Origin of the sequence: Neobacillus niacini (assembly GCF_019749295.1) — a bacterium.
Lineage (GTDB): Bacteria > Bacillota > Bacilli > Bacillales > Cytobacillaceae > Neobacillus > Neobacillus niacini_D.
On sequence record NZ_JACWFG010000018.1, the window covers coordinates 187,482 to 204,356 of the forward strand.

The window sequence follows — 16,875 nt, forward strand, 5'->3', positions numbered from 1 at the left end:
GCCTAACTATCATACTATCCAAATAGAGTTAAATACAAGAAAAAAGATAGGTACAAATGAATGTACATATCCCCATATTCGTTCTACTCACAAAGCTTGGTTAGCAATGCGATTTAAGTAATTAACGTTATAATATGCTATATTATTATACAATGCGTTACCGAAAGGATGTTTATAAATGAAAAAAAGTGTAGTTATAGCTGAAAAACCTTCTGTCGCTCGAGATATAGCGCGAGTATTGGATTGTAATAAAAAAGGAAACGGTTTCTTAGAAGGAAATAAATATATTGTTACATGGGCGCTGGGACATTTAGTTACCCTTGCAGATCCTGAAAGTTATGACGAAAAATATAAAACCTGGAAATTAGAAGATTTACCGATGCTGCCAAATGAGCTAAAGCTTGTAGTCATTAAGCAAAGCAGTAAGCAGTTTCATGCTGTAAAAAGCCAGCTGCAACGCTCTGATGTCGAGGAGATAATTATTGCAACAGATAGCGGCCGTGAGGGTGAACTAGTTGCAAGATGGATACTTGCTAAGGCAAAGGTTAATAAACCTACAAAGCGTCTATGGATATCTTCCGTTACGGATAAAGCAATTAAAGATGGTTTTCGGAACTTGAAGCCGGGCAAAGCCTATGAAAATTTATTTGCTTCTGCTGTTGCCCGATCTGAAGCGGATTGGTATATCGGTCTGAATGCAACACGTGCATTAACTACCCGTTTTAATGCCCAGCTAAACTGCGGCCGGGTTCAAACTCCAACGGTTGCTATGATAGCGGCACGTGAGGATGAAATTAAAAACTTCAAATCCCAAACGTATTACGGAATCGAAGCCCAGACAACAGACAATTTAAAATTGACCTGGCAGGATGCAAAAGGAAACAGCAGAAGCTTTGATAAAGAGAAAGTCGACGGAATTGTAAAAAAGCTGGGTAAACAACCCGCAATTATAAAAGAAATTGAGAAAAAACAGAAAAAATCCTTTTCTCCTGGACTTTATGATTTAACCGAATTGCAGCGCGATGCAAATAAAATCTTTGGGTACTCTGCTAAGGAAACGTTAAATATTATGCAAAAACTTTACGAGCAGCACAAAGTCTTAACCTATCCTCGTACTGACTCACGTTACCTATCTTCAGATATTGTAGAAACGCTTCCGGAACGTTTGAGGGCCTGTGGAGTAGGAGAGTATCGTCCCTTAACTAATAAGATTTTAAGCAAGCCGATAAAAGTATCGAAAGCGTTTGTGGATGACAGCAGAGTATCCGATCACCATGCGATTATACCAACCGAAAGCTATGTAAACTTCTCAGCTTTCACAGATAAAGAGCGGAAAATTTATGACTTAGTGGTTAAACGATTCTTAGCTGTGTTATTCCCGGCATTTGAGTATGAGCAGTTAACTCTTCGTGCAAAAATCGGCGAAGAGAACTTTATAGCAAGGGGGAAAACCATCCTATCTACAGGGTGGAAAGAAGTATACGAGAATCGCTTTGAAGATGAGGATGCAGGAGACGACCTGAAGGAACAGATTTTACCCCGCATCGAAAAAGGCGATACTCTTAACCTGAGATTAATCGCCCAAACATCCGGTCAAACGAGTCCGCCTGCCCGTTTTAATGAGGCAACACTACTGTCGGCAATGGAAAACCCTGCAAAGTATATGGAAACCAATAATAAACAACTTGCAGAGACATTAAAATCAACTGGAGGATTAGGAACTGTAGCTACACGCGCTGATATTATTGATAAGCTTTTTAATTCATTTTTACTCGAAAAGCGAGGCAAAGACATTCACCTTACTTCCAAAGGACGTCAATTGCTGGATTTAGTGCCTGAAGAACTAAGATCTCCTGCATTAACAGCCCAGTGGGAACAAAAGCTTGAACAAATTGCCCATGGAAAGTTGAAAAAAGACGTGTTCATAAGCGAAATGAAAAAATATACAAAAGAAATTGTTGCTGAAATAAAAAACAGTAATAAAAAGTATAAGCATGACAATATCTCTACCAAAAATTGTCCGGACTGCGGAAAACCAATGCTTGAAGTGAATGGGAAAAAGGGCAAAATGCTTGTGTGCCAGGATCGTGAATGTGGACATCGGAAAAATGTTTCCCGTGTTACAAATGCGCGCTGCCCGCAATGCCGTAAAAAACTGGAGCTGCGCGGTGAAGGCGAGGGCCAAGTTTTCGCATGTAAATGCGGACATCGTGAGAAACTATCTGCTTTCGAAGCACGCCGAAAAAAGGAATCTGGCGGTAAAGTAGACAAACGTACAGTGCAAAAGTACCTGAAAAACCAAAACAAGGAAGAAGAGCCAATAAACACCGCTTTGGCAGATGCTTTAAAGAAGTTAAATTTAAAGTAAGGAATAATGGTTAAGCAAGTTGTTAATTGGTCCTGCCATTTGCAGGACCACTTTTTTTGTAGAATGTACATCAAATACTTTTATTTACTATTGTGCTAAAGTGTTATTGTGCTAAAATTCAGACTATTTTATTGACAAACAGACTTTTTATCACATACAATAATTATTAACATAATAGAATTTTACTGATAGTGGAAAATAGTTGCAGATGGCCGAGAATAGTTGCAGATGGCCGAGAATAGTTGCGGATGGCTGAAAATAGTTGCGGATGGCTGAAAATAGTTGCGGATAGCCGGAAATAGTTGCGGATAACCCAAAATAGTTGTGGATGGCCAAAATTAGTCGCGAACAACCGAAATTAGTAGGAATGGAATGATAACCCTATGAGACACTCCAAAACAAAACTAAATGAACAAATGTTAATAAAAGAGGCTGGACTCCAAATCTAATCTGATATGGAATCCAGCCTCTTTCTTTATTCTATTAAAGTGGTAGAGGTGAGAAATATGATTATGCTAACAGGTCAAAGTTTAACGATGGAACAAATGAAGGAAGTTTTATATCGCAACGAAAAGGTTTTTGCTTCTGAAAAAAGTATGGGTCTCGTGAAAAAGAGCCGTGAAGCGGTCGAGAAGATTGTTTCCGAACAAAAGGTAGTTTACGGGATTAATACAGGATTTGGGAAGTTTAGCGATGTATTAATCGAAAAGGATCATGTCAGAGATTTACAGCTTAATTTAATTCGTTCTCATGCATGTGGCATCGGTGAACCTTTTCCAGAAATTGTTTCAAAAGCGATGGTCCTTTTACGTGCGAATGCACTTTTAAAAGGGTATTCAGGAGTACGGCCAATTGTGATTGAGAAACTTTTAGAACTAGTTAATACTGAAATCATACCGGTTATTCCTCAGCAGGGTTCACTTGGTGCAAGCGGAGATTTGGCGCCGTTATCGCATTTAGCATTAGTGCTGATTGGGGAAGGAGAAGTTTTTTACAAAGGCAATCGGATGGAGTCGATTCATGCACTTCAAACGGAAGGAATTCTTCCAATCACCTTGGAGGCAAAAGAAGGTCTTGCGCTGATTAACGGGACACAGGCGATGACGGCAATGGGAGTTGTTGGCTATCTAGAAGCAGAGCAGTTAGCATTTGAAAGTGAACTTATTGCGGCAATGACAATGGAAGGGTTGAACGGAATCATTGATGCTTTTGCTGAGGAAATTCATTTAGCAAGGGGCTATCAGCAGCAGATAGATACTGCGGCAAGAATTCGCAGGTATCTAAGTGATAGTTTATTAACAACAGTCCAAGGAGAATATCGTGTTCAGGACGCCTATTCGCTAAGATGTATTCCACAAGTTCATGGAGCATCATGGCAGGCATTAGATTATGTTAAGGAAAAATTAGAAATTGAAATGAATGCAGCTACAGATAATCCATTAATATTCGATGATGGAGAAAAAGTTATCTCTGGCGGAAATTTTCATGGTCAGCCGATTGCATTTGCAATGGATTTTATGAAAATTGCTGTTGCGGAGCTTGCCAATATTTCTGAAAGACGAATTGAGCGATTAGTAAACCCACAGTTGAACGACCTGCCGCCTTTCTTAAGTCCTGAACCTGGTTTACAGTCAGGTGCTATGATTATGCAATATGCAGCGGCCTCGTTGGTTTCAGAAAATAAAACACTCGCCCATCCGGCAAGTGTCGATTCCATTCCTTCATCTGCAAATCAAGAAGACCATGTAAGTATGGGGACCATTGCCTCAAGGCATGCCTATCAAATTATTCAAAATGCACGAAGAGTGCTGGCGATTGAATTCATTTGTGCGATGCAGGCGGTTGAAATACGCGGGGTAGAGAAAATGGCCAGTCAGACCAAAAAAATGTATGAGAAAGGAAGAGAGCTTGTACCTTCCATAAAAAAAGATCGAATCTTTTCAAAAGATATTGAGAGGGCCGCAGTGGGTCTAAAAGGTTTGGACCTAAGGATGCTCATTCAAAAATTTGATAATGTGAAGTAAATAAAAAAGGCGTGAAACTTCACGCCTTTTGTCATTCTATTTCTTCTGTTTCAACTCTATTCTTAAATGCTTCCCTGACTACAAGGAATTCCTCATCACCGATGGCATCCTTTGAATGTTTTACCACTTGGTTATCCTTCGGTAAATTTCCAGGGTGACCTTTCTTCTTATGATTAAAATGTTCTCCACGTGCCAAATCAAACACTCCTTTCGTCTTCGAATGTATCATTCCCAAATGAATGAAATTTATTAGCAGGCAGTGTAAGCAGGAAGATTTATTCCTCACTAACTTTTTCTTCAGACTTAGCGGGGCTGCACATCCGGTCAATTAAATAACCGAAAAAAATCATAAAACCAATGGGTATTGCGTAATTTAATACATGAATGGCTGTCATAAATAGATTCACCACCATTATCTTAATATTATTAATATTTAGAATATTATAATGTTGTTTATAGTGAATGTCAATTGTCACATATTAGTCAAATTTCATATCAGCTTCTAGTCTTTTTGTGGTGTTTCACAAAAACTTTCATTGGGTAAAAATTCCTAATTTCGACTTTTACCCCTCGTATTTTCCATTAATCTTCCAAAGTAGAGATGAAATTTTTATAATATTCTTAGTATTGGTGGGGAATTTTGTAGAAATTTGGAATATATTGTGTGAAAAAAAGGTTTGAAAAATAGAAATTTCTGACAAAATTCAACACGTTACTAAAAAAGTACTAGATATAATAAGTATAGGCTTTAGGGATTAGGACTCCGGAGACTTTTCTATTGAATATACTGAATAATCAAAGATTTGTGGGTAATTTGAAACAGAAAAAGGCAAACTCATTGAAAAGTGGGGACGCAAAGCCGAGGATCTAAGGTGTGATATACATACTATGATGGCCGGGTTACCTGGAATACGACTTTGTATTTTAGGAGTGAATGAGTGTGGAAATAACGGATAGTATGATGAATGGAATGGACGCAGAATGGTTGGCACTTATTGTTGAAGCAAAAGAACTAGGTCTATCAAAGGAAACAATCTTAGATTTTCTCCATCAGAAAGAAGTTAGAGAAGTACTAGTAAAGAATCGCTAAGATACATAAAGAACAAAGCATACTACGAAATCATGGTAGTATGCTTTGTTCTTTTACTTGTCCAGCTCCAGGCGCCATCGGCTCGCGGCTCTACAGCCAATCTGTCCAAAAGATTAAAAACCAACCTTTCAGCCGGCTCGTCTTATGCTTGTCGCCGATAGGCGGGCGCCTTCCGCTTTTCTTTATTCATTATTATTCTGACCGATTCGCCACTTATTGAATTCAATAAAATCGCGAAATTGTTCTTTCGAGACACCTGAATCCATCGCTTCTTTGACAATATTCATCCAATCACTATCTAATTCTTCTTTATTAATCTGTTCATTTATTAGATGATCAACAGGTACATGTAATACAGAAGAAATCTTTTCAAGAAATTGAATCGATGGATTTCTTTGCAGGTTTCTTTCAAGTGAGCTTAAATAAGATTTAGCCACTCCTGCTTGCTCTGCAAGTTCTGATAATGACATTTTTTTTTCTAAACGAAGTTTTTTAACACGATCACCTATCATTGAGCTCACACACCTAATATATTAATTATTACTATAATAATTTTATCAGAAACGATGAAAAAGTTCCATATTAAGAACAACTTATTATAACAAAAAAGTTTCCAACTATCGAATATTTTTTGAAAAAGTGGCGTTTTAACGATACTATTAAAGTGTGTTTCCAATTCTATAAGAATTCATAAATAAATAAATAAATAATAAAGGTTGGGAAGTCATGATTGTTCTAAAATCACAGCGTGAAATTGAAGCGATGAAAAAAGCAGGAGAAATTCTTTCCTTATGTCATAAGGAAATAAAAAAGTTGATAAAACCAGGAATTACAACATGGGAGATTGATGAGTTTGTAGACGAATTCCTAAGCAAGCACAAGGCAACTCCACAGCAGAAAGGCTATAAAGGCTATAAATATGCTACATGTGCAAGTATTAATGATGAAGTTTGCCATGGCTTTCCTAGAAAAGAGCCATTAAATGAAGGTGATATTGTCACCATTGATATGGTTGTTAATTATAATGGCGGGCTGGCTGATTCTGCATGGTCCTATGCTGTTGGTAAGGTTTCAAAGGAGACTGAACATTTATTAAATGTTACGAAGGAAGCACTTTATAAAGGAATTGCAGCGTCTGTCCCTGGCAATAGAATCGGAGATATTGGACACGCAATTCAAACGTATGTTGAAGGTGAAGGATTTTCAGTTGTTCGGGATTTTATCGGCCATGGAATTGGGGCTGTCATTCATGAAAAACCAGATGTACCACATTACGGACTGCCTGGAAAAGGTCCTAGAATTAAAGAAGGAATGGTGTTTACCATTGAGCCAATGGTCAACGTCGGAAAGTATCAAACCAAGATGGATGATAATGGATGGACTGCACGTACGATTGATGGTAAATATTCTGCTCAATATGAACATACCATTGCCATCACAAAGGACGGTCCCATTATTTTAACTGAACAGGATTAAATGAAAAAACAGATCCTCTGAGATCTGTTTTACTTGTTTTTACGAAGATTTCCTAGCTCTTCTACTAAGGCTTGCATTTCATTTGGGCTAAAAGATGGTTTTTTTATCACCATTTCATATATTTCTTTTAACTCTTCGTACATTTCTTCATCAAAGTGAGAAGGTTTTATGGCCCCAAGATTTAATACCTTTAACTTTTCTTTAATTTGTTCAATCATATATTCTACATTTTCTGTTGTTTTCTCTGATAAGTTCATCCCGTCACCCTTTCAGTATTCGTAACTTTATCTTTCCATTTTCAATGGCAGATGTCAATCTAAACATGTTTTATGGGGTCTATTGATGGGTAATAAGAATAATAGGATAAAAATATGGCCAGCCCTTGCATTTGGCAGCCTGCTTAAAGCAAAATATAAAGTGGAGTATATTGGTATTTTTTTCATAGTGATGAAAACAATGATAAAAACATTTTGAAAGGAGAGGTTAAAAAAATGGGTAAAAATTTATTTTTGAAAGGCATAATCTATGGTGCCTTAGCAGGCGGGGCCCTTAGCTTATTAGATAAAAAAACACGTCAGGATATGAAGGTAAATGTGAAAAAAGCGTACGAGCAAGTCTCGTATGTTATTGCGCATCCCGGTGAAATAACCGGAAATATAAAAGAGACTGCTGAAAAAATTAGAAACACGATTGAGCAGGTAAACGAGGATATTTCTTTTATTACAGAGAAAGTGGACGAACTTCGTGAGTTGACACCGCAGGTAAAGGAAAGGGTTAAGGAGACGAAGATTGCTTTTTCAGGTCCTGAAGACTCACTTGAAGAAGACCTATTAAAAGAGGTTGTTGTGGAAGAGGACGCTGCAGAGAAAGAAAAATAAGAAGTAAGAATCGTTTAAGGAGAGGTGAGATATGGAGAAGGTAGTGAATGTTCGCAAATCTTTGTTAAGTATGTTATGGCATCGGATAGAAGAAGATGATATTCCAGGTTTATCTGCACAGCTCGCTTATTTTTTTCTTCTTTCATTGTTTCCACTTCTAATTTTTATTTTTACTTTATTGCCTTATCTGCCTATTCCATACCCTGACATTTTAGGAAATATTAGAGAGTTTGCGCCGCCGCAAACCATGGATTTAATCGAGAAAAATGTTAACTATGTAATGAATACCCGCAATGGGGGATTACTATCCATTGGGATTATTGGAACCATTTGGTCTGCCTCTAATGGTATTCATGCCTTAGTAAGAGCCTTTAACAAAGCATACAATGTGAAAGAGAGTCGTTCTTTTTTCGTTTCTAGGGGGATGGCTATCCTGCTGACAATCGGAATGATTTTTGTTTTTATCGTTGCTGTATTACTACCGATATTTGGCAGAGAAATTGGAGTATTTCTTTTTTCCTATTTAGGCTTTAAGATGGAATTTCTTCGTATTTGGGAAATGCTCAGATTAGCTGTCAGCGCCCTTATCTTATTTTTAATTTTCACTGGATTATATTGGATTGCTCCTAATGTTAAATTGCGCTGCAGGAGTGCATTCCCAGGAGCCGGTTTTGCAACCGTCGGCTGGATTGTTTCGTCCTATGCTTTATCTTTCTATGTAAGTAAATTTAACAACTTTTCATTGACCTATGGAAGTATTGGAGCCATCATCGTCTTGCTAATTTGGTTATACATATCTGGGTTTATTATCATTATTGGCGGAGAGATCAATGCTTTCTATAGTGAAAGGAATAAAGCAAACTGTTAAATTTTTTCTTTATGAAAACTTCATTCACTGCAGACAATATAGGTGGGGAACAGTTAATAAATAGGGGGGACTCACCATGACTAAAAAAACAAAAAAAGATGGCGGCACAAAGCAAAAGGGTAAAGGCAGTAAAGGCAATAAAACATCTGGTTCTGCTAACGGCAGCAATGGATATCATTAAATAGAACCGGGCGAAAGCCCGGTTCATTAATTTTTTAACAGTCTTAAACTATTTAGAATTACGAGTATGGTACTGCCTTCATGACCGATTACTCCAAAAGGCAAATCCAGTAATTGAAAAAAATTAGATGAAATTAAGATCATAATCACCGTGATCGAGAAGATTACATTTTGTTTAATGATAGAGTTCATTCTTTGGGAAAGACGAATGGCTTCGGCAATCCTTGGCAGGTCATTTTTCATTAACACTACATCCGCTGTCTCGAGGGCAACATCCGATCCTTCACCCATCGCAATACCAACATTCGCAATCGCTAATGCAGGTGCGTCATTAATTCCATCTCCAACCATTGCAATGGTTTTGTATTTTTCCTTTAACTTTTTAAGCTGCTCCACTTTTTCTTCAGGCAGGCATTCGGCAAAGAACTGGTCGACATGACTTTCCTTTGCGATTGCTTTAGCCGTTTTCTCACTATCACCGGTAAGCATTACCGTGTAAATACCAAGCTTCTTTAAGTGGTCCAGAGCAGCCTTCGTTTCTTGTCTAACAACATCCTTTAAAGCAATCATTGCGGCTAAACAACCGTTAACTTGCACAAATACAAGCGTGTTCCCTTGGCTGGCAAGCTCAGCTGCTTTACCGTCAGCAAATGTTAGTGCGGCCTCTTTCCCAACAAAATCCGCTTTGCCTATTTTCCACTGTTCCCCATTTATTTCCGCTTTTACACCCCACCCCGAAACATCTTCAAGATTCTCCGGCTGAATAAGGTCTGTGTCAAATTTGGCTTTCACATATTTGACAATCGATTGTGCAAGAGGATGATTTGATTGGTTTTCTATTGAAGCTGCTTTCCATAACAGTTCCGATTCACTAAAGTTTTCATGAATGATTATTTCGGTAACCTCAGGTTTTCCTTTCGTTAGTGTACCGGTTTTATCGAAGGCAATGGCTTCCAAATGGCTTAGATTTTCTAAATGTACGCCGCCTTTGACTAGAATTCCTCGTTTTGCGCCATTTGAAATGGCAGACAGTGTTGCCGGCATAATCGAAGCAACTAAAGCACAAGGAGAGGCGACAACCAATAAAATCATCGCTCGATAAAATGACTCATTCCATGTCCAATCCAGTAAGAAATAGGGCAGGAACATCATTAATAAAACAACAACTAACACGGTCTTTACATACGTTCCTTCAAAGCGTTCAATAAACAGCTGTGATGGAGACTTTTCGCTTTGTGCGGATTGTACAAGTTCAATGATTTTATGAAAGAGTGTTTCATTACTTGTTTTCGTTGTTTGGAGTGTGATGGCACCTGTTAAATTGACGGTACCTGCAAACACTTCCTTATCAATTCCTTTTGAGACTGGCATTGATTCCCCTGTAATGGCGGCCTCATCAATATTGGTATGCCCCATCTTAATGACTCCATCTGAAGGGATTCTTTCTCCCGGTTTAACTAGGATTTGGTCACCAATCTTTAGCTCAGAGACAGGTACACGCCTTTCAATCCCATTATTAATGAGAAGAGCCTCTTCTGGCTGAAGCTTCATAAGCGAGGATATTTCTTTATGACTTTTGTTCATTGTATAAGTCTCTAAAGCACCGCTGACAGCAAATATAAAAATTAAAACGGCGCCTTCTGTCCAATAACCAATAATCGCAGAACCGATCGCTGCAAAAATCATCAGCATTTCGACATTTAACTGTTTGTTTTCATAAGTAGCCTCGATTCCTTCCTTGGCTTTTGCAAAGCCGCCAATCACAAAGGCTAATAAATAAAAGATAATAGAAGTGACATGATCACCCATTTTATCTGTAATCCATCCTGCTGCAATGAAAACACCACTAAGTCCAGCGGCAATCAGCTCGGCATGGGGTTTTATTTTTTCTAAAATACTTACCTTGGGCAGCCCTTTTGTTAATCTCTTGGCATCTGTACTCATTTTCAATTCCCTCCTCTTTGTCTATCTAATTGAGAAAAATAATCAAAATCATTACCCCTAAAAAACACGAAAGCTGTCATCAATAAAGATGACAGCGGACTTCCGAAAACAATTATTAGATTAAATTAATTTTATCATAAATTATATGCAATTTATATAATTATGCTCCAAATATAATTAAGAGTTATGCTGCTCAACCATTGAATAGTTCTTCTTACCAAACGTATAAATAATGATGGATAAGGTTAACAGCATGGTACTGATAATATAAAAGAAACTAATTCCCTTGAAAAATTGAATAAATAAACCGCCGATTATGGGTCCGCTTAAACTTCCTAAGCTAAAGAATATACCACATAACAAATTTCCTGTTGCTAACAAATTTTTCGGAACTAGATCCGTCATATAACTGATTCCCAGTGAAAATGTAGAACCTACGACCATTCCTGAGAAAAGGAATGAGATGAAAAGGCCAATAAAGGAATGTTCAAAAATGCTCGCGGATGTAAATGTTAGAAATCCAAGAAGAAGAACAATCATTAAGATATTTCTACGTCCGTAGGAATCGCTAAGAACACCTAATGGCAGCTGCGTGATGATACTGCCGACTGCAAAGGCTGTTAGTACGAAGGAAACACTTGCAACGTCGATGTCACTTCTTAATGCATAGACGGGAAAGCTGCCGTTTAAAGAGGATTCTAAAAATCCGTAGCAAAAGGGTGGGAGGAAAGCGACCCAGCCATATTTCATGGTCTTCTTAAAACGTTTGATTGTGTTAAGGAATGAATTAATTTCCACTTCCTGTTCAGGAAACTCGTTCTTTAATGTAAATACAAATACCCAGCCAATTAAACAAAGGATAGAGGAAACAATAAATGGCAATGCCTCATTAATATTTACCAGTGGTGTCATCAAGGGTCCGCTGGCAAATCCTATCCCAAAAAATAAACCGTATAAGGAAATATTCCGCCCTCTCTTTTCGGTTGGAGAGGCAGAGGTAATCCAGGTTTGCGTGGCAAAATGTAAGGCATGGTCCCCAATCCCGATTAGAGCCCTCAAGCCAAACCAAAACCAAAAGGATTTCCACAATGGAAACAGTGCAAGGGCCAGCACTACTAGTCCGCCGCCAAGTATAATCGTTGGTTTATAGCCATACTTTCGCAGCGGTGCTTCCATAAATGGAGAAACAAGAAGAATCCCAATGTAGAGAGCAGTGGCATTTAATCCATTAAGAGAGGAAGAAACCCCGCCTTGTTCAAAAATCACCGCAATCAATGGAAGAAGCATTCCTTGTGAAAAGCCAGAAATGGCGACGATGGTCACTAAAACCCAAAACCGAAAATTAGTTTTATTCATATATAAACCTCATTAGTTTGTTAATTAATACCCATTCGATGGTATCGGGAAAATAATGCATTTGCAAGAAAAATATTCTTCAATCATGTTAAATAGCACAAAAAAAGGGAACTATCATACTGGAGGAATTTTTATACTTTTTTATCATATTCATTTTCTATGCAAGCCCTAAGGAGGAGAAACAGTGGAAAAAATATTTATGCTGCTTACTTTCATTGGAGTCCCGCTCTCTGTGATTGGGACACTGATGCATTGGCCGACTATGATTCTTTTTGTTGTTTACTGTGTTTCAATTATCGCTCTTGCCAGTTATATGGGGAGGGCAACTGAAAGTTTGGCAATTGTCACAGGACCACGTGTAGGAGGTCTATTAAATGCTACTTTTGGAAACGCAGTGGAATTAATCATTTCAATTTTTGCTTTAAAGGAAGGGCTGGTTGGAGTTGTACTTGCATCCTTAACAGGATCAGTCTTGGGGAATCTTCTACTGGTGGCTGGTTTATCCTTTTTTATCGGGGGTTTGAAATTTAAAAGGCAGACGTTTAATGTCCATGATGCCAGGCACAATTCTGGATTGTTAATGTTCGCTGTAATTGTAGCCTTTGTAATTCCTGAGGTCTTTTCGATGGAAATGAATGAGTCGAAAACATTAACACTTAGTATTGGGATATCACTTATTCTAATCTTACTTTATCTAGCGGCTCTTTTCTTTAAATTGGTTACACATCGAGGGGTTTATCAAAGTGAGAATGCACAAACACATCATGAGGAAGAGCCTGAATGGGGGAAAGGCAAGGCTATTGGCGTTCTATTGGCAGCTACTCTAGCTGTTGCCTATATTTCAGAAAATCTTGTTCATACGTTTGAATATGTAGCGGAATCATTTGGCTGGACGGAGTTATTCATAGGGGTTATTATTGTCGCCATTGTTGGTAACGCTGCAGAACACGCTTCTGCTATTGTAATGGCCTTTAAAAATAAAATGGATATTGCGGTAGAGATTGCAATCGGCTCAACACTTCAGATTGCCATGTTTGTTGCACCAGTACTAGTCTTAATTTCCCTTCTCTTTCCAACAACCATGCCGCTTGTTTTTACTATGCCAGAGTTAATTGCCATGGTGACCTCTGTACTGCTTATGGTTGTAATCTCAAATGACGGGGAATCAAACTGGTTTGAGGGACTCACCTTACTTGCGGCCTATTTCATCATGGGTATAGGATTCTTCTTACTATAAAAAATGGTCAAATAAAAAGACTCTGAGCCAGCGGGCACAGAGTCTTCCTTTACTTTTCAAATTCGATGTAAGAGTAAATCATGTAATTTTGCTTTCATTCAATCATTATGCTATATGGGGTAAAACCAATCGCGTATCTTGGGCCCATCAATCACCAACCTTCATGTTTAGTTTATAATTGAAAAACACGAGTGTTGAATTTTCATATATGAGTGGAATCCCAACCTCCTTACTGGTAAATGGTTCGTCGATTGATTACTGCCCTCCTTTTTTAAGGTTAAGTACATTATAACTGGTTAATTGAATTTTGTAAATGTTCTGATTATTATTTTTTAGGAGAATAAAATGGCATTCGGTTTTGGGCTGATTTAATGATGGCATTGACTGAGAAATAATCACTTGATAGCGGGGAGTATCAGGAGAAATATTGAAATATTTCGTGGAAATGGATAAAAGTTTTCAACTCCGAAAACACTATGAGCAGACTTATAACTGTTACAAAAGTGAAAGGAGTTTTTCTTTGTGAAAAAGTTTTACCCTGTCTTCATGACAATGCTATTACTATTAGCTTTTCTCCCAACTGTTTCGGCTGAAAAGGCAAATGCAAAAAAAGAACCTGCAAACTACCAAGTTCCTCCTTCGGTTCGTAATATAACGAAGGAAAATACCTACCCCAATTCAACTCAGGATTTACCTACCCTGCAGCCTAGTGAGCTAACAAAGAAACTCATTGACTCTTCGAAGGTGAAAATTGAAAATCCAGATTTAATCCGCATGTTGAATGAATCAAGTATTAATAGCACACCTTTTGCATTAGGATATCGTGCCATCGTGTACCTTGGACAGTGGCCATTAAATTATGAATCATCCGAAACGTCTCCTAACTGGGAGTATCAAAAGATTAATACAAACTTCTATGATAATCGCGGCGGTAAAGTACCATACCAGATTCATTATGTACAAGAGGCTCAAAAAATTATCCGCGGCGGATTAACCGCAAAAATACCAAATGCAGAAGATGTAAAAAAGATGATGCTGTTAAAGGCAATGGAAAAAACACATTTACCACTAGCCTTTGATACAATTATCGGAGCAGGAACAAAGAACGACCATGTCTACAATATCCCTGTTAATCGATTAGGGTACTTATATGCATATGCACCTGCCGTCAATGAAAAGGGTAAAGTCACTTACGGTGAGGTTTATTTAATGCTAAAGGGAAATAAAAAGATTATCGTGATTAAAAATGTAACCTCACAAGGAATTGGAGCATGGATTCCAGTCCAGGATCATGTCTCGTTTGGATTTGCCGCGTCTGAAAGACCAAGATGATTTGGGGAAAGAACTCCTACAAAGGTCGTAGGGGTTCTTTTTTGAAAAAGAACTTCAGACAGTGTAGGATATTGGAATAGAAGGGGGAGAATCAACTTTGGGCAATCCGACTCATGATAAAAATTCACAAGTAAGTTTCTTAAAACAACGTTTGAACATGTTTCTAGATGTATTGGATGCTATCGATCCAGAGGACACGGATCTTGATGATATCGACAACTTAATAAAAATGATTGATGAGTTAGAAAACAAATGTAAAGAGTTCAATCATCGTGAAGCACCAGAGTCTGTTTAATCAGGCTCTTTTCTTTTTGGGAGAACCTTTATCTTTAAATCAGTTGTTTATAGGAGTATAATAATAATCGTCAAATAGTTGTAATTTTTAAATAGATTATGAATCGGACAAGGGGAAGGGGTACTTTAGGTGAATATCGAGAAATTCCAGGAAAGTATGTACAAGCTGGTAGTTGAAACTTCTACAAAGCTTCCAAAGGATGTCCGCCGCGCAGTGAAAGCGGCAAAGGAGAAAGAAAATGCGGGGACAAGTGCAGCAATGAGCCTTGCAACCATTACCAATAATATTAAAATGGCAGATGATCAAGTTTCACCTATTTGCCAGGATACTGGATTACCAACCTTTAAAATTAAAACGCCTGTTGGCGTAAACCAATTAGAATTAAAAGATGCAATTAAAAATGCAATTGTAACCGCAACCAAAGAAGGAAAACTTCGCCCTAACTCAGTTGATTCTTTAACGGGTGAAAACAGTGGCGACAATCTGGGTGCAGGATTACCGGTTATTAAATTTGATCAATGGGAAAAAGATTATATCGATGTTCGTTTGATTTTAAAAGGCGGCGGCTGTGAGAACAAGAATATTCAGTACAGTCTTCCTTGTGAGTTAGAGGGACTGGGACGAGCGGGACGTGACCTTGATGGTATTCGTAAATGTGTGATGCATTCCGTTTATCAGGCTCAAGGACAAGGCTGCAGTGCTGGTTTTATCGGGGTAGGAATCGGCGGTGACCGTTCATCTGGCTACGACTTAGCAAAAGAACAATTATTCCGTTCTTTAGATGATGTGAATCCAAATGAAGATTTACGCGCCTTAGAAGAGTATGTTTTGGAAAATGCGAATAAACTTGGAATCGGTACTATGGGATTCGGCGGAGAAGCCACTTTGTTAGGCTGTAAAGTTGGGGTTATGAATCGAATTCCAGCCAGCTTCTATGTATCTGTAGCGTATAACTGCTGGGCTTACCGCCGTATGGGCGTCAGCATAGAACCTTCTACTGGCGAGATTAACGAATGGATGTACCAAGATGGCGAATTCATTGATTTTGCCCAAACAGAAGCAGAAAAAGAAGCTGCAGCTGCAGTTTCCGAGAAGGTCATCACACTTCAAGCGCCAATTAGCGAAGAACAAATTCGGGAATTAAAAGTCGGCGATGTGGTTCAAATTAATGGGATGATGTATACCGGCCGTGACGCCATCCATAAATACCTGTCTGACCACGACTCACCAGTGGATTTAAATGGACAAGTAATTTACCACTGTGGTCCGGTTATGTTGAAGGATAAAGAGGGGAATTGGAATGTGAAAGCAGCCGGCCCAACGACTAGTATCCGCGAGGAGCCTTACCAAGGCGAGATCATGAAGAAGTTTGGTATCCGTGCGGTTATTGGAAAAGGCGGTATGGGTCCACGTACGTTGGCTGCTCTTAAAGAGCATGGCGGCGTTTACCTGAATGCCATTGGCGGCGCTGCACAGTATTACGCAGATTGTATCAAGGGTGTTGAAGGTGTTGACCTGATGCAATTTGGTATCCCTGAAGCCATGTGGCACCTTCGTGTAGAAGGATTCACTGCTGTCGTAACAATGGATTCGCACGGAAACAGCCTGCATGCAGATGTAGACAAGTCTTCACTAGAAAAATTAGCGCAATTTAAGGATAGAGTGTTTAAATAGGTTTTAGGGCAGACTCCATATTAGGGAGTCTGCTCTTTTTTGTTTGGGGTTGGGGGCTAGGGCTTGTTTTGTATAAACTGTATGGTTTTTTGTATAAACTGTACGGTTAATTGTATAAACTGTACGGTTTATTGTATAAGCTGTACACTTAAT

15 protein-coding genes and 1 riboswitch are annotated in these 16,875 nt (G+C 38.5%); of the genes, 10 read left to right on the top strand and 5 right to left on the bottom strand.

Going from position 1 to position 16,875, the window contains the following annotated elements; genetic code table 11:
- The first annotated feature begins 178 nt into the window (after positions 1-178).
- Both H0184_RS22215 and hutH read left to right on the top strand, forming a co-directional pair.
- On the top strand, positions 179-2,368 hold the full coding sequence (locus tag H0184_RS22215) for a DNA topoisomerase III (protein ID WP_221828549.1): 2,190 nt from the start codon (positions 179-181) through the stop codon (positions 2,366-2,368).
- A 506-nt stretch (positions 2,369-2,874) separates the two neighbouring features.
- The gene (hutH, locus tag H0184_RS22220) at positions 2,875-4,392 is read left to right on the top strand and encodes a histidine ammonia-lyase (protein ID WP_221828551.1); all 1,518 of its coding nucleotides are present in this window, start codon (positions 2,875-2,877) and stop codon (positions 4,390-4,392) included.
- 31 nt (positions 4,393-4,423) lie between these two features.
- Here the strand turns inward: hutH and H0184_RS22225 are convergent, their stop codons facing one another.
- A complete protein-coding gene (locus H0184_RS22225; protein WP_221828553.1) occupies positions 4,424-4,588 on the bottom strand; it encodes a hypothetical protein in 165 nt (54 codons plus the stop codon).
- A gap of 622 nt (positions 4,589-5,210) precedes the next feature.
- Positions 5,211-5,300, top strand: a riboswitch (cyclic di-GMP riboswitch).
- A gap of 32 nt (positions 5,301-5,332) precedes the next feature.
- Between H0184_RS22225 and sinI the strand changes: the two genes are divergently transcribed.
- On the top strand, positions 5,333-5,482 hold the full coding sequence (gene sinI, locus H0184_RS22230) for a DNA-binding anti-repressor SinI (protein WP_313771812.1): 150 nt from the start codon (positions 5,333-5,335) through the stop codon (positions 5,480-5,482).
- 182 nt (positions 5,483-5,664) lie between these two features.
- Here the strand turns inward: sinI and H0184_RS22235 are convergent, their stop codons facing one another.
- Positions 5,665-5,994 carry a helix-turn-helix domain-containing protein gene (locus H0184_RS22235; protein WP_221828556.1) on the bottom strand — a complete coding sequence of 110 codons (330 nt, stop codon included), beginning with the start codon at positions 5,992-5,994 and terminating at the stop codon, positions 5,665-5,667.
- A gap of 214 nt (positions 5,995-6,208) precedes the next feature.
- Here H0184_RS22235 and map point away from each other — a divergent pair, with 214 nt between their 5' ends.
- Positions 6,209-6,958, top strand: a complete 750-nt coding sequence (gene map / locus H0184_RS22240; protein ID WP_221828558.1) for a type I methionyl aminopeptidase — start codon at positions 6,209-6,211, stop codon at positions 6,956-6,958.
- Positions 6,959-6,987: 29 nt separating this feature from the next.
- Here map and H0184_RS22245 read toward each other — a convergent pair whose 3' ends face one another.
- The gene (locus tag H0184_RS22245) at positions 6,988-7,215 is read right to left on the bottom strand and encodes a DUF1128 domain-containing protein (RefSeq protein WP_221828560.1); all 228 of its coding nucleotides are present in this window, start codon (positions 7,213-7,215) and stop codon (positions 6,988-6,990) included.
- A 234-nt stretch (positions 7,216-7,449) separates the two neighbouring features.
- On the opposite strand from H0184_RS22245, the gene H0184_RS22250 reads away from it, so the two are divergent.
- Both H0184_RS22250 and H0184_RS22255 read left to right on the top strand, forming a co-directional pair.
- Complete coding sequence (locus H0184_RS22250; protein ID WP_221828562.1) at positions 7,450-7,836, top strand: YtxH domain-containing protein; 387 nt, start codon at positions 7,450-7,452, stop codon at positions 7,834-7,836.
- 31 nt (positions 7,837-7,867) lie between these two features.
- Positions 7,868-8,704 carry a YihY/virulence factor BrkB family protein gene (locus H0184_RS22255; protein WP_221828564.1) on the top strand — a complete coding sequence of 279 codons (837 nt, stop codon included), beginning with the start codon at positions 7,868-7,870 and terminating at the stop codon, positions 8,702-8,704.
- Positions 8,705-8,911: 207 nt separating this feature from the next.
- Here the strand turns inward: H0184_RS22255 and H0184_RS22260 are convergent, their stop codons facing one another.
- A complete protein-coding gene (locus H0184_RS22260; protein ID WP_221828566.1) occupies positions 8,912-10,828 on the bottom strand; it encodes a heavy metal translocating P-type ATPase in 1,917 nt (638 codons plus the stop codon).
- A 177-nt stretch (positions 10,829-11,005) separates the two neighbouring features.
- The gene (locus H0184_RS22265; protein ID WP_221828568.1) at positions 11,006-12,184 is read right to left on the bottom strand and encodes an MFS transporter; all 1,179 of its coding nucleotides are present in this window, start codon (positions 12,182-12,184) and stop codon (positions 11,006-11,008) included.
- A 199-nt stretch (positions 12,185-12,383) separates the two neighbouring features.
- Here H0184_RS22265 and cax point away from each other — a divergent pair, with 199 nt between their 5' ends.
- From cax to H0184_RS22285, 4 genes are all read left to right on the top strand, one after another.
- Positions 12,384-13,421 carry a calcium/proton exchanger gene (gene cax / locus H0184_RS22270; protein WP_260631743.1) on the top strand — a complete coding sequence of 346 codons (1,038 nt, stop codon included), beginning with the start codon at positions 12,384-12,386 and terminating at the stop codon, positions 13,419-13,421.
- Positions 13,422-13,967: 546 nt separating this feature from the next.
- Positions 13,968-14,753 carry a YfkD famly protein gene (locus H0184_RS22275; RefSeq protein ID WP_221828795.1) on the top strand — a complete coding sequence of 262 codons (786 nt, stop codon included), beginning with the start codon at positions 13,968-13,970 and terminating at the stop codon, positions 14,751-14,753.
- A 97-nt stretch (positions 14,754-14,850) separates the two neighbouring features.
- Positions 14,851-15,048 carry an SE1561 family protein gene (locus H0184_RS22280; RefSeq protein WP_221828572.1) on the top strand — a complete coding sequence of 66 codons (198 nt, stop codon included), beginning with the start codon at positions 14,851-14,853 and terminating at the stop codon, positions 15,046-15,048.
- Between the two features lie 129 nt (positions 15,049-15,177).
- Positions 15,178-16,722: a fumarate hydratase gene (locus H0184_RS22285; RefSeq protein WP_313771814.1), complete on the top strand. Its 1,545-nt coding sequence runs from the start codon at positions 15,178-15,180 to the stop codon at positions 16,720-16,722.
- Positions 16,723-16,875: the final 153 nt, after the last annotated feature.